The 12,314-nt window shown below is 67.1% G+C and carries 13 protein-coding genes; 3 read left to right on the top strand and 10 right to left on the bottom strand.

Annotation, left to right across the window (positions count from 1 at the left end; all coding sequences use genetic code 11):
• Nucleotides 1–105 precede the first annotated feature (105 nt).
• From hslU to CAL12_RS26725, 5 genes are all read right to left on the bottom strand, one after another.
• On the bottom strand, nt 106–1,440 hold the full coding sequence (gene hslU / locus CAL12_RS26745; RefSeq protein WP_086067380.1) for an ATP-dependent protease ATPase subunit HslU: 1,335 nt from the start codon (nt 1,438–1,440) through the stop codon (nt 106–108).
• 25 nt (nt 1,441–1,465) lie between these two features.
• The gene (gene hslV / locus CAL12_RS26740; protein ID WP_086067379.1) at nt 1,466–2,005 is read right to left on the bottom strand and encodes an ATP-dependent protease subunit HslV; all 540 of its coding nucleotides are present in this window, start codon (nt 2,003–2,005) and stop codon (nt 1,466–1,468) included.
• A gap of 166 nt (nt 2,006–2,171) precedes the next feature.
• Nucleotides 2,172–2,636 carry an RNA polymerase-binding protein DksA gene (dksA, locus tag CAL12_RS26735; RefSeq protein ID WP_086067378.1) on the bottom strand — a complete coding sequence of 155 codons (465 nt, stop codon included), beginning with the start codon at nt 2,634–2,636 and terminating at the stop codon, nt 2,172–2,174.
• Between the two features lie 49 nt (nt 2,637–2,685).
• Nucleotides 2,686–3,783 carry a CobW family GTP-binding protein gene (locus CAL12_RS26730; protein ID WP_086067377.1) on the bottom strand — a complete coding sequence of 366 codons (1,098 nt, stop codon included), beginning with the start codon at nt 3,781–3,783 and terminating at the stop codon, nt 2,686–2,688.
• 348 nt (nt 3,784–4,131) lie between these two features.
• Entirely contained in the window at nt 4,132–4,683 is a 552-nt protein-coding gene (locus CAL12_RS26725; RefSeq protein WP_086067376.1) for a Fur family transcriptional regulator, read from the bottom strand.
• Between the two features lie 441 nt (nt 4,684–5,124).
• Here CAL12_RS26725 and aztA point away from each other — a divergent pair, with 441 nt between their 5' ends.
• The 3 genes from aztA to CAL12_RS26710 are packed head-to-tail and all read left to right on the top strand — an operon-like array spanning nt 5,125 to nt 7,786.
• Nucleotides 5,125–5,859: a zinc ABC transporter ATP-binding protein AztA gene (aztA, locus tag CAL12_RS26720; RefSeq protein WP_086067375.1), complete on the top strand. Its 735-nt coding sequence runs from the start codon at nt 5,125–5,127 to the stop codon at nt 5,857–5,859.
• Entirely contained in the window at nt 5,856–6,728 is an 873-nt protein-coding gene (locus CAL12_RS26715) for a metal ABC transporter permease (protein ID WP_086067374.1), read from the top strand. The genes aztA and CAL12_RS26715 overlap by 4 nt, the downstream gene beginning before the upstream one ends.
• Nucleotides 6,729–6,763: 35 nt before the next feature.
• On the top strand, nt 6,764–7,786 hold the full coding sequence (locus CAL12_RS26710) for a metal ABC transporter substrate-binding protein (RefSeq protein ID WP_232464640.1): 1,023 nt from the start codon (nt 6,764–6,766) through the stop codon (nt 7,784–7,786).
• Between the two features lie 2 nt (nt 7,787–7,788).
• Here the strand turns inward: CAL12_RS26710 and xerC are convergent, their stop codons facing one another.
• From xerC to CAL12_RS26685, 5 genes are read right to left on the bottom strand one after another with little or no spacing between them, the layout of a single operon-like run.
• Nucleotides 7,789–8,742 (bottom strand): tyrosine recombinase XerC, encoded by a 954-nt coding sequence (gene xerC / locus CAL12_RS26705; RefSeq protein ID WP_086067372.1) that lies wholly within the window; start codon nt 8,740–8,742, stop codon nt 7,789–7,791.
• A gap of 14 nt (nt 8,743–8,756) precedes the next feature.
• Complete coding sequence (locus tag CAL12_RS26700; RefSeq protein ID WP_086067371.1) at nt 8,757–9,416, bottom strand: DUF484 family protein; 660 nt, start codon at nt 9,414–9,416, stop codon at nt 8,757–8,759.
• 18 nt (nt 9,417–9,434) lie between these two features.
• Complete coding sequence (gene dapF, locus CAL12_RS26695) at nt 9,435–10,352, bottom strand: diaminopimelate epimerase (RefSeq protein ID WP_086068138.1); 918 nt, start codon at nt 10,350–10,352, stop codon at nt 9,435–9,437.
• Between the two features lie 34 nt (nt 10,353–10,386).
• Nucleotides 10,387–11,277, bottom strand: coding sequence for a lysophospholipid acyltransferase family protein (locus CAL12_RS26690; protein WP_086067370.1), 891 nt, complete (start codon nt 11,275–11,277; stop codon nt 10,387–10,389).
• Nucleotides 11,274–12,158: a lysophospholipid acyltransferase family protein gene (locus CAL12_RS26685; protein ID WP_086068137.1), complete on the bottom strand. Its 885-nt coding sequence runs from the start codon at nt 12,156–12,158 to the stop codon at nt 11,274–11,276. Before CAL12_RS26685 ends, CAL12_RS26690 begins: the two co-directional genes overlap by 4 nt.
• Between the last annotated feature and the right edge of the window lie 156 nt (nt 12,159–12,314).

The following is a 12,314-nucleotide window of genomic DNA, read 5'->3' as shown; positions in this document are numbered from 1 at the left end:
GTTGCGGCCAAGGTCGTCTTCCGTGGAAAAGTGGCGCTATGCTAGTAGCACGCCGCCACGGCCGCAAGCCGCGGGGCAGTTGCCCTCGCGGCTCCCCTGGTCGGATCACAACACGTAGCGAGCCAGGTCCTGGCTGCCGGCGGCTTCCGCCAGCTTGTCGTTGACGTAGGCCGCGTCGATGCGCACCACGCCGCCGGAGCTGGCCGTGGCGTCGAACGACAGGTCTTCCAGCAGCTTTTCCATGACGGTGTACAGCCGCCGCGCGCCGATGTTTTCGGTCTTTTCGTTGACGCTGAACGCCAGCTCGGCCAGGCGCTGTATGCCTTCGTCGGTGAACTCCAGCTGGACGTCTTCGGTAGCCAGCAGGGCCGTGTACTGCTTGGTCAGGGACGCGTCGGTATCCGACAGGATGCGCACGAAGTCCGCGGCGGACAGCGAATCGAGCTCCACGCGTATGGGGAAGCGGCCTTGCAGTTCCGGGATCAGGTCGGACGGCTTGGCCAGGTGGAAAGCGCCCGAGGCGATGAACAGGATGTGGTCGGTGCGCACCATGCCATAGCGCGTATTCACCGTGGTGCCTTCCACCAGCGGCAGCAGATCGCGCTGCACGCCCTGCCGGGAGACTTCGGCGCCGCCGCTTTCCTGGCGCGCGGCGATCTTGTCGATTTCGTCCAGGAACACGATGCCGTTCTGTTCGACGTTGGCGATGGCCGCGCTGCGCAGGTCGTCTTCATTGACGCGCTTGGCGGCTTCTTCTTCGATCAGCAGCTTGTAGGCTTCCTTGACCTTCAGTTTGCGCGACTTTTTCTTGTCGCGCGCCAGGCCGGCGAACATGCCGCGCAGCTGCTCCGTCATTTCTTCCATGCCGGGCGGGCCCATGATGTCCATCTGCGGCATGGGTTGGGCGACTTCGATGTCCACTTCCAGGTCATCGATCTTGCCTTCGCGCAGGCGCTTGCGGAAGGTCTGGCGCGCGCTGCTTTCCTCGTTGCGGTCGGGATCGCCGCTGACGGTGCGCGGCGGCGGCACCAGGGCGTCCAGGATGCGGTCTTCGGCGGCGTCTTCGGCCTGCGAACGCACGCGGCGCATTTCCAGTTCGCGCGTCTGCTTGATGGAATATTCCGTCAGGTCGCGGATGATGGTATCGACGTCGCGGCCGACGTAGCCCACTTCGGTGAACTTGGTGGCTTCTATCTTGATGAAGGGCGCATTGGCCAGCTTGGCCAGGCGCCGCGCGATTTCGGTCTTGCCCACGCCCGTCGGCCCGATCATCAGGATGTTCTTGGGATGGATTTCATGGCGCAGCGGCTCGGCCACCTGCTGCCGGCGCCAGCGATTGCGCAAGGCCACCGCGACGGAGCGCTTGGCGCGGTTCTGGCCAACGATGTATTTGTCGAGTTCGGAGACGATTTCCCCGGGAGTCATGGACGTTGCGGACATGCTTGTATCCTTGGGCGCGGCTGGCTTATTCGCCCAGCGTTTCGATCAGGTGGTTCTGGTTGGTATAGATGCAGATTTCGCCGGCGATCTCCAACGACTTCTTGACGATTTCCTCGGGCGACATATCCGTGTGGTCGAGCAGGGCGCGCGCGGCCGATTGGGCATAGGCGCCGCCGGACCCGATGGCGGCCAGGCCGTGTTCGGGCTCCAGTACGTCGCCGTTGCCGGTCAGCACCAGCGTGTGGTCGCGGTCGGCGACGATCAGCATGGCTTCCAGGCGGCGCAGCACGCGGTCGGTGCGCCAGTCGCGCGTGAGCTCGACCGCGGCGCGCATCAGGTGGCCCTGGTGCTTTTCCAGTTTGGCTTCGAAGCGTTCCTGCAGGGTGAAGGCGTCGGCGGTGGCGCCGGCGAAGCCGGCCAGGATCTTGTCGTGATAGAGGCGGCGGATCTTGCGCGCCGTCCCCTTGATGACGATGTTGCCGAGGGTGACCTGGCCATCGCCGCCCAGCGCGACGCGATTGCCGCGCCGCACGCTGACGATGGTGGTGCCGTGATATTGATCCATGATTGCTTTCCTTCGCGCCGACGCGGACGGCACCCTTCAGACGATGCGGATGCCTGTAACAATCGCATATGGGGTCGGCGGCGCGAGGATTCAAGGTTGACTCGCCGCGCAAAGGAAAAAGGGCCGGACCCTTGCGGATCCGGCCCTTGCGCGATGTGGCGCGAGATCAGTCGCCGTACAGCTTCTGGCGCATTTCGCGGCGTTCCTGCGCTTCCAGCGACAGGGTGGCCGTGGGACGTGCCAGCAGGCGGGGAATACCGATGGGTTCACCGGTTTCCTCGCACCAGCCGTATTCGCCGCTGTCGATGCGGGCGATGGACTGCTGCACTTTCTTGAGCAGCTTGCGCTCGCGATCGCGCGTGCGCAGTTCCAGCGCGTGTTCTTCTTCGATGGTGGCGCGGTCGGCGGGATCGGGAACGAACTGCGTTTCGCGCAGGTGTTCCGTGGTCTCGCCGGCGTTGTTCAGGATGTCCTGCTCCAGCTGCTTCAACCGATCCTTGAAGAACGCCAGTTGGCGATCGTTCATGTAGTCGGATTCGGGCATGGCCAGCAATTCTTGTTCGCTGGGCAGATCAACCGGCGTCTCGTTCGTCGACTTGCTTGATTTTTTCGTTGCTGCCTTGGTAGCCATGAAAGTACTCCACACTATGAATCGGACCTGATGGGTCGTGTCCCGATGATCAGGACGCGCCAACCAGGCACTGCTCCAGTCCCCGGGTGAATATTTCCTGGGGCAGTTTGCGGCCGATGAAGACCATCTTGGTGGACGGCTTCTCGCTGGCCGTCCAGGGTTTGCCGGGCTCGGCGCCCATCATCATGTGCACGCCCTGGAACAGCATGCGCCGGTTCACCCCTTTCATATAGAGGATGCCCTTGTAGCGCAGCAGATCGGGGCCGTACACCTGGACCACGCCGCCCAGGAATTCTTCCAGGCGGACGGGGTCGAACGGCTTGTTGGACCGGAACACGAAGGCGCCGATCTCGTCGTTGTGGTGCGCGTGATGATGGTGGTGATGCTCGTGACCGCAGCCCGGGCCGCAGTCGCCTTCATGATCATGATCATGGTCGTGATCATGATCGTGGCGGGCGTCGGGGTGCTCCTGGTCCAGGAATTCCGGATCGATGTCCAGGATCGAGTTCAGGTTGAAGCCGCTGATGTCGATGATGGACTTCAGGTCCACTTCGCCGAAGTTGACGGGCGTGATGGGCGCGCGCGGATTGATGCGCACGACGCGCGCGCGCAGCGCTTCGTAGTCGGCGTCGTTCACCAGGTCGCGCTTGGAAATCAGGATGCGGTCGGCGAAGCCGATCTGCTTCTGCGATTCTTCCTGCGCGTCCAGCGTGGCCATGCCGTGCTTGGCGTCGACCACCGTGACGACGGCGTCCAGCCGGTAGTATTCGGCGATGTCGTCGTCCATGAAGAACGTCTGGCATACCGGGCCAGGGTTGGCCATGCCAGTGGTTTCCAGGATGACGCGTTCGAATTTCAGTTCGCCTGCCTGGCGCTTGGCCTTCAGGTCGCTCAGCGTGCGCATCAGGTCGCCGCGCACGGTGCAGCACACGCAGCCGTTGCTGAGCTCGACGATTTCTTCGTCGCTGTCCTGCACCAGCAGGTCGTTGTCGATGCTTTCCGGTCCGAACTCGTTTTCGATGACCGCGACGCGGCGGCCGTGGTATTCCGTCAGGATGCGTTTCAGCAGCGTGGTCTTGCCCGCGCCGAGAAAGCCGGTAAGGATCGTGACGGGGACCATTTCGTCCAGACTGCGCAAGGTATTCATAATGACTGCCGATTCAATGCTTCGGCGTAACGCCCTGGCGTGTCGCCTGGGCCTTGCGCGAAGCGCGGTGGGCGTGGGTGTCGTGGCCGCCGTCTCAGGGGCTGCCTTCCCGCCCGGACGCAGGATTACAGCACAGTCGGCGACGCCGGGCAAACCCCGGGCCTACCCTGGTTTAAAGGAAGATTGCAGCCAAATGGGGGCAGATGTGGGGATTTCAACACCAGGATCGGAAATTATCCGTAATCCTTTATCCATAGAACGCAGGAGCCCCGATCGGGCGCGCGCCGCCACGTCGCGGTGGCGGGTCGCGTTGCTCCATCATATGGCCTGATGAGGCACTAGCCGCATTCAATGGCGATGCGGATGTGCATGGCCGTGGTCGTCTTCGTGCGCGCCGTGGTCCGGAGCGCCGGCCGCCGGAGCGTCGGTCGCGCGCTGTTGCTGGCAGGCGGGGCACAAGGCGCGGATTTCGGTTTCGTGCGAGGTCAAGGCGTAGCCGGTCCGGGCGACGCGTTCCGCCAGTTGCCGGCTCATGGCCGGATCGTTGACTTCCGCCACCGCGCCGCAGCTCGTGCAGACGACGAGCAGGTCGTGCGGCGCGCCGCCGGCGTCATGGCAGGCCGTCCATGCATTGACGGCGTCCAATCGATGGATCAGTCCTTCATCCATCAGGAAGTCCAGCGCGCGGTAAACCGTGGGCGGCGCCGCGCCGGGATGCACGGCCCGCATGGCCTCCAGCAGGTCGTAGGCCTTCAGGCTGCGGCCGTGGCGCAACAGGAGCTCCAGCACCTTGCGCCGTATCGGCGTCAGGCGCCGGCCGCGTTGCGCGCACAGCGTTTCGGCGAGATCCAGTTGGGCGCCGACGCTATCGGGTTGAGACGATCGGGTGGTAGTGGGCATAAGGCGAGCGGGCCTGGGAGGAGGCCGGGCGTGGACGGGATAGAGGATACCCGACCTGGTCGCCGGCCAGGCCGCGGCCGGGGAAGCCTTCGCTGGAGCGTCCCGTGCGGCGGCTGGTTTTGTTATGATATAACAATACGTCGACGCCCGACGGCGTTGCGTGGCGCGGTGTCCCGGTGTCGCCGGGTCCCCGTCTCCCCGTGTCCCCGTGTCCCGGGCCGCGCTGCCTGGCAGGTCGCTTATCCCGGCCCGCCCGGGGCCGCCGTCCGTTCCCTTGCCTTATCCGATGACTTCCGATCCCCTTCCTGCCAGTTCATCCACCGCGCGCCGCCCGCGTCTTGCGGGGCATGGCTCCTGGCTGCTGGCCTCCGCCGCGCAACGCATGGCCGCGGCGGCATTGGTCAGCGGCGTTCTGTGGGGATTCACCGCGTGGGCGATGGGATGGTGGTAGGGACGGGACGCGCGCCGGCGCGCATCTCGCTGGAAGCGGCATCCTTCGGCTGGCGGGGTCGTCGCGCGGTGAGCGAGGTCAGCGGCAGTTTCATGCCGGGAACGATGACGGCGATCGTCGGGCCGAATGGCGCGGGCAAGTCGACCCTGATCAAGGGGGTGATGGGCGTGGTGCGGCCGATGTCGGGCCGCGTGACCGTGAGCGGCGCGGGACGCCGCGATCTGGCCTGGTTGCCGCAGGCGGCCGAGCTGGACAAGAGTTTTCCTATCACTGTCCATGAGCTGGTGGCGATGGGCGCCTGGCGCAGGGTCGGCGCTTGGCGTCGCTTCGGCGCGGACGAGCGCGAACGCGTGCGGCAGGCGCTGGAAGCGGTAGGCCTGGGCGGCGCTGGCGATCGCATCGTCGGCACGCTGTCCGGCGGACAGTTGCAGCGCGCCCTGTTCGCGCGATTGCTGCTGCAGGATGCCGACGTGCTCCTGCTGGACGAACCGTTCGCGGCGGTGGATACCCACACCGTCGATGACTTGATGCGGCTGTTGGCCGCATGCCATGGGCAGGGGCGCACCATCGTCGCGGTGCTGCACGACCTGGAGCTGGTGCGCGCGCATTTTCCGCACACCCTGTTGCTGTCCGGGGATGTCGTCGCCTGGGGGCCGACCGCGGAAGTGCTGACGGACGCCAATCTGCGCACGGCCCGGCAACTGCGCGATCGGGAGCTGGCATGAGCTTGATGGAGTGGGCGGTGTCGCCCTTTCTGGATTACGGCTTCATGCGCCGCGCGCTGGCGGGCTCGTTCGCCCTGGCGTTCGGGGCCGCCCCATTGGGCGTGTTCCTGGTCCTGCGCCGCATGAGCCTGATGGGCGATGCCATGTCGCATGCCATCCTGCCCGGCGTGGCCGCCGGGTTCCTGCTGTCGGGCCTGTCGCTGACCGCGATGCTGCTGGGTGGCATCGTCACAGGGCTGGCGGTGGCCCTGCTGGCCGGCCTGGTGTCGCGCCTGACGCCTTTGCGGGAAGACGCCAGTTTCGCGGCGTTCTATCTGATCTCGCTGGGGCTGGGCGTATTGCTGGTGTCGCTGCGCGGCTCGAACATGGATCTGCTGCACGTGCTGTTCGGCACCGTGCTCGGCCTGGACGATGACGCGCTGCTGCTGGTCACCGCCTGCGCGACCATCACCTTGCTGGCGCTGGGCGGCCTGTATCGCCTGCTGGTCGCGGAATGCCTGGATCCCGGATTCCTGCGCGCATCCGGCGGCAGGGGCTCGCTGGTCCACATGGCGTTCCTGATGCTGGTGGTGTTCAACCTGGTAGCGGGTTTCCAGGTGCTGGGAACCCTGATGGTGGTCGGCATCATGATGCTGCCCGCCGCTTCCGCGCGGTTCTGGACACGGACCGCGGCGGGCCAGATGCCCCTGGCGGCGCTGCTGGGCGCGGCCGCGTCCTTGGCCGGGTTGCTGGTTTCATATCACTACAGCCTTCCGGCGTCGCCGGCCATCATTTTGAGCGCGGGCGTGGTTTATCTGTTTTCGGTGGCATTCGGCCCGCAGGGCGGTTTGCTGGATCTATCGCGGCGCGCGCGCGGCGCCGCGCGTTGAAGCAGTCTGGAGGTACGCATATGGCGATCCGATACTTGCAATCGACTATGGCGCGGCGGGCGGCCGCCTGGCTGGGCGGCTTGTCGCTGGCCTGGTGCGCGGCGCTCGCGCACGCGGCCGACGCGCCCGGCGTGGCGACGCCCGGCGTACCGACGCCGCCCGCCAATGCCGCGTCCGGCCCTTTGCACGTGGTTGCGAGTTTCTCCATCCTGGGCGACATGGCCAGGCAGATCGGCGGGGAGGACGTGCAGGTCGATACGCTGGTGGGGCCCGATGGCGACGCGCATGAATACGAGCCGACACCGGCCGATGCCCGCGCCCTGAGCGCGGCACGACTGCTGGTGGTCAATGGCCTGAATTTCGAGACCTGGCTGAGCCGGCTGGTGAAAAGCGCGAACTTCAAGGGCGCCACCGTGGTGGCGTCGCAAGGCGTGCAGCCGCGCGATTTCGGCGCCGATGACGTCGCCGGCCACGCCGTTGAAGCGGGTGCCCGGAGCAGCGGTGCGGGCGCGCACGGGTCCCATGATGCCCACACCGATCCGCACGCCTGGCAGAACCTGGCCAATGGTGCGATCTATGCCCGCAACATCGGCGCGGCACTTGCCGAGGCGGATCCGGCGCACGCCGACGCCTACCGCCAGCGCACGGATGCCTACGTCGCCAAAATCGAGGCCCTGGACCAGCGCGTCAAGCAGGCCTTCGCGGCGCTGCCCCCCGAACGGCGCCGGGTGGTGACTTCACACGATGCCTTCGGCTACTTTGGCCAGGCGTATGGCGTGACATTCATTTCGACCATGGGAATCTCCACCGACGCGGAGCCTTCCGCCGCCGATCTGGCGAACATCATCGATCAGGTCAAGCGCGAAAAAGTGCCCGCCGTGTTCCTGGAGAACGTCAGCAATCCGCGCCTGGGGCAACGCATCGCGCACGAAAGCGGCGCCAAGCTGGGCGGGACCTTGTATTCCGACGCCCTGGCCAGGCCGGGCCTGCCGGCCGCCACCTATCTGGGCATGTTCCAGTGGAATCTGTCGCAGTTCATGGCGGCGCTGAAGCCCTGAACTCAGGATTTCCTTCCGGCGCGGGGATGCGCCTTGTCGTACACCTGGGCCAGGTGCTGGAAATCCAGGCGCGTATAGACCTGGGTGGTGGTGATGTTGGCGTGCCCCAGCATTTCCTGCACGGCGCGCAGGTCCTGCGCCGATTGCAGCACGTGGCTGGCGAAGCTATGGCGCAGCACGTGCGGGTGCACGTGCACGGGCAGGCCGGCGACGCGCGCCAGCTTGGCCAACTGCGACTGCACGACGCGCGGCGATATGCGATGGCCGCGCGCACCCAGGAACAGCGCGGCGGCATCGGACGGCGTCGACCGCGGGCCCAGCAGCGCCGCGCGTGCGGGCAGCCAGGCCCGCAGCGCCTGCACGGCGGCGGCGCCGACGGGCACCGCGCGCTGCTTGCCGCCCTTGCCCAGCACGACGACTTCCCGTTCATCCAGGTTCAACCAGCTTGCCGACGTGTGGTCGGCGCCGCGTTCGTAGCGCCAGTCCAGGCTGGTGAGTTCGGACAGGCGCAGCCCACTGGAGTAGAGCAGTTCCAGCATCGCCTGGTCACGCAATGCCACCGGGTCGTGGCCGCCGCCGGCCGCGGGGCGGTCCATCAGCGCCTGGGCCTGTTCGACGGAGAGCGCCTTGGGCAGGGGCCGGGGCGCCTTGGGCGCGCGCACGCCGGCGACGGGATTGCCAGGCAGCCCCGCCTGCGGCGCCCACCATTGGTAGAACCCGCGCCATGCCGCCAGCGCGCGCGCCAGGCTGCGCGGTCCCAGGTCGCGGGCATGCAGGCGCGCCACGAATTGGCGGATATGGCCGTGCGCCAGCCGTTCCAGCGGAATATCGCCAGCCAGTTCAGCCAGCTGCCGCAGATCGCGCCCGTAGCCGTCCAGCGTATGCGCCGAGTAACGGCGCTGGCCGGCAAGGTGCGCCAGCCACGCTTGCATCGGCGCGGGCAGCGGGCGGTCCATATTTGAACGCGGCCTCAGGCCAGTCGGCGCAGCGCCGCCGACGCCAGCTTGCCTACGGTGTCCAGGAAGGTGGTGGACATGTCCGGCGCGAAGCGTTCGGGGTCGTTCGATCCCAGCACCAGCAGTCCGACCGTGGGCGCGTCCGCGCCGGGGCGCAGGGGGATCAGGGCGAGCGAGCGCGGCTTGACGCTGAGCCAGCTGGCCGCCTCGAATTCGGTATCGGTGCCGCAGTAGGGCGCCTTCAGGCTGTCCGCGAACGTGCGTACGTCTTCGGACACCGGTTCGCCATAGCCGCTTTCCTGCATGCCGGACAAGCGCCACAGCCGCAGGCCGACTTCGTTCAGGTCGAATTCCCGCGCCAGGCCCAGGGCGATTTCGCCGGGAATGCGGTCGATCTGCGTTTCGGCGAGCAGGCGGGAGCACCATAGCGTGAGCCGGCTGCTGATGCCTTCGTTGGCATTGGCGTTGTGGATCAGCTCGTTCAGGCGCCATTCCTGTTCGCGATTGCGTTCGCGCAGCATCAGGATCTGCCGTTCACCCAGCGATATCGCGCCGCTGCCATGGGGGTGCGGCACATGCATGTCCGCGAAGACGTCGGCATGCGAGGTGAAAAAATCCGGATTGTCCCGCAGGAAGTCGGCGACCTGTTGCGGACTGGGGGCGTTGTCGGTCATGGGTGCGGTACGGCTCGCTTAACGGTTCAAGGCCATGGAAAAGACCAGCTTGTCGATGTCGACCGCGCCGGTGTAGACAGAGGTCGCGGGGCCGGTCATGCGCAGCGCGCGGCCGTCCCAGTCCACCGTCAGCATGCCGCCGCGCGCCTGAACGCGCACCGGCGTATCGAGCAGGCCGCGGCGGATGCCGGCGGCGACCGCGGCGCAGGCGCCGGTGCCGCAGGCCAGCGTTTCGCCAGCGCCGCGTTCGTAGACGCGCAGGCGGATGTTGTGGCGGTCAACGATCTGCATGAAGCCCGCGTTGACCCGGCGCGGAAAGCGCGCGTGCGATTCCACCGCCGGGCCGATCACATGGACCGGCGCGCTGTCGACGTCGTCCACCACCTGTACCGCGTGGGGATTGGAGATGGCGACCACGGATATCTCCACGCTGGCCGGCATGGCCGGCGCATCGGTGGCGGGCAGCGGCAGCGTGTAGAGCGTGTCCACGCCTTCCTTGTGCGACGCCAGTCCCGCGGCGTCGAAGGGCAGATCCACCGGTTCGAAACGCGTGATGCCCATGTCCACGGTGACCTGTTCGTCATCGCCTTCATCCAGCACCAGGATGCCGGTGGCGATCTGCGCGCGCAGCGGATTGCGGTCGGAAAGGCCTGTATCGTGGACGAAGCGCACGAAGCAACGCGCGCCGTTGCCGCAATGTTCGACTTCGCTGCCGTCGGAATTGAAGATGCGATAGCGGAAATCCGCGTCGGCGACCGTGGCGGGTTCGACCACCAGTATCTGGTCGGCGCCGATGCCGAAATGACGGTCGCCCAGCGCCCTGGCGCGTTCGGGCGTCATCGTGATGGCCTGGCGTACGCCGTCGAGGACGACGAAGTCGTTGCCGGCGCCGTGCATTTTCGTGAAGTTCCACATGATTGCGACATTATCGCCCAATCCCGCCGCTTGACGCATGCGGCGCCGTGGGGCTTCAGTACACCTTCGCTTCGCCGGGCGGGCGGGTCTTGAAGCGGCGATGCACCCAATAGTATTGGCTGGGGCAGCGCCGGACCCAGGTTTCCAGTTCGCGGTTCAGGCGCGCCGTGGCTTCCTCCAGCGTGTCGGTGCCGGGGAAATCCTCGAGCGCGGGCAGCACGTCGACGTGATAGCGGCCCGTGTCCGGATCCCAGAACTCGATGACGGGTATCACCGGCGTATGCCATTTGCGGGCGATCTGCGCGGTGGCGGGTATCGTTGCCGCCTGCACGCCAAAGAAAGGCACGAAGACGGCGCCTTCGCGGCCGAAGTCCATGTCCGGAAGGTAGTACACCGGGCGCGCTTCGCGCAGGTGGCGGATCAGTCCGCGCACGCCTTCCTTGCGGCTGACCAGGTGCACCTCATTGAAACGCTGGCGGCCCGCCCGCACGATGGCGTCGACATCGGGGTCGCGTTGCGGGGTATACATGGTGGCGCCGGTGGGCGATTCCATGGTCAGCCGCGTGGCCGCCACGTCCAGGCCGACGAAGTGAGGCGCCAGCAGGATCAGCGGCTGCTTTTCCCGGCCCAGGCGCAGGAATTCCTCGTGCCCGGATACCGTCACCATGTCGCGGATGGCCTCGGGCGTGCCGTACCACAGCACGCCGCGGTCGACCACGGACTGGCACAGCGCGCGGAAGTGCTGGCGCAGCCAGCGCCGGCGGGTTTCCGGGCTTTCGTCGGGAAAGCAGAGGTCCAGGTTGATGCGCACGATGCGCCGCCGGCGGCGCGCGAACAGCAGCGTGAACCAGGTAAGGATGGCGCCGGCTCGCAGCCGCGTCGCGGGGCTGACGCGGCCGAACCAGGAAAACAGGGCGACCAGGGCCCGGTGCTTGATACCGCTCATTGGATGCGATCCCCGGAGGCCGCGGCCGCGGCGATGCCGGCGTCCGGGGCGGGTGGGGCGCCGCGCGGGGTCTTGTAGCGGTTGTAGCCCCACAGGTACTGCTGGGGAAAGCGGCGAATCAGGGTTTCCATGGCGGCATTGAACAGGGCGGCCTGGGCTTGCGCGTCGGCGGGCAGGGGGCCCGGCACGCGGACGTAGTGCACACGCCAGCCGCGGCCGCGCGGCAGCCGTTCGCCGGCGGTGAGTATGACCGGGACGTCGTTGGGAAAGGCCAGCTTGCCGGGCAGGGTGACGGTATAGGCCATGCGTCCGAAGAAGGGCGCCCAGACGCCGTCGCCTTCCTTCGGCGCCTGGTCCGGCAGCATGCCGATGCCTTCGCCGCGCCGCAGGGCCCGCACGAATTCGCGCACGCCCTGCATGGTGGCCGGCACGGCGCGCAGCCTGGAAGTATTGCGCGCGGCATCCAGCAGCGGCGCCAGGGCGGGCTGGCGCGGCGGCCGGAACATGACCGTGAGCGGCAACTGGCGTGTCAGGTGCCGCGCCATGATTTCAAAGCAGCCCAGATGGGGCGTCATGAAGAGCACGCCGCGATTTTCGGCGCGGGCGGCCTGGACGATGGCTTCGTCGTCGGATTGCACGCGCGCCAGGCAGCTGTCGGTCTGGAACCAGACCTTGGGCATTTCGAAGATCATGGCGCCGGCCTGCGCGGCGGCCTCGCGGGCGAAGCGGGGGTCGCCGTAGCCGGCCTGGGCGGCGTTGGCGCGCAGCCGGCGGCGGTATTTGCCGGGCCACAGGTAGGCCAGAACGCCGAAGAAACGCCCCATGCCATGCAGCACGGAGAGCGGCAGGCGGGCCAGCAGGCGGAACAGGGCGACGAGCAGCATGCGGGGGGAATGGGTGAAAGCCGCCATTTTCGCTTAAAATGGCAAAGGTCGCCGAGTTAACCGACAACTTGCGGGGCGACGCGCGCAGTCCGGGGCTTAGAGCGCCGGGCTCGCACGCAAAATCCGCTAAAGCGTCGCGCCGTGGTCAAAATC

The sequence above is a fragment of the Bordetella genomosp. 8 genome (assembly GCF_002119685.1).
Classification (GTDB): Bacteria; Pseudomonadota; Gammaproteobacteria; order Burkholderiales; family Burkholderiaceae_B; genus Bordetella_C.
Note: the sequence above shows the minus strand (reverse complement) of the source record. Positions and strands in the feature narration are given on the sequence as shown.

Bases quoted from the DNA above. Each gene is read 5' to 3' on its own strand.
- CAL12_RS26715 (WP_086067374.1), top strand. From the start codon at position 5,856: ATGAGCTTGATGGAGTGGGCGGTGTCGCCCTTTCTGGATTACGGCTTC.
- CAL12_RS26690 (WP_086067370.1), bottom strand. From the start codon at position 11,277: ATGAGCGGTATCAAGCACCGGGCCCTGGTCGCCCTGTTTTCCTGGTTC.
- CAL12_RS26730 (WP_086067377.1), bottom strand. From the start codon at position 3,783: ATGAATACCTTGCGCAGTCTGGACGAAATGGTCCCCGTCACGATCCTT.
- dksA (WP_086067378.1), bottom strand. From the start codon at position 2,636: ATGGCTACCAAGGCAGCAACGAAAAAATCAAGCAAGTCGACGAACGAG.
- CAL12_RS26725 (WP_086067376.1), bottom strand. From the start codon at position 4,683: ATGCCCACTACCACCCGATCGTCTCAACCCGATAGCGTCGGCGCCCAA.
- aztA (WP_086067375.1), top strand. From the start codon at position 5,125: ATGGTGGTAGGGACGGGACGCGCGCCGGCGCGCATCTCGCTGGAAGCG.
- hslV (WP_086067379.1), bottom strand. From the start codon at position 2,005: ATGGATCAATATCACGGCACCACCATCGTCAGCGTGCGGCGCGGCAAT.
- hslU (WP_086067380.1), bottom strand. From the start codon at position 1,440: ATGTCCGCAACGTCCATGACTCCCGGGGAAATCGTCTCCGAACTCGAC.
- CAL12_RS26700 (WP_086067371.1), bottom strand. From the start codon at position 9,416: ATGACCGACAACGCCCCCAGTCCGCAACAGGTCGCCGACTTCCTGCGG.
- xerC (WP_086067372.1), bottom strand. From the start codon at position 8,742: ATGGACCGCCCGCTGCCCGCGCCGATGCAAGCGTGGCTGGCGCACCTT.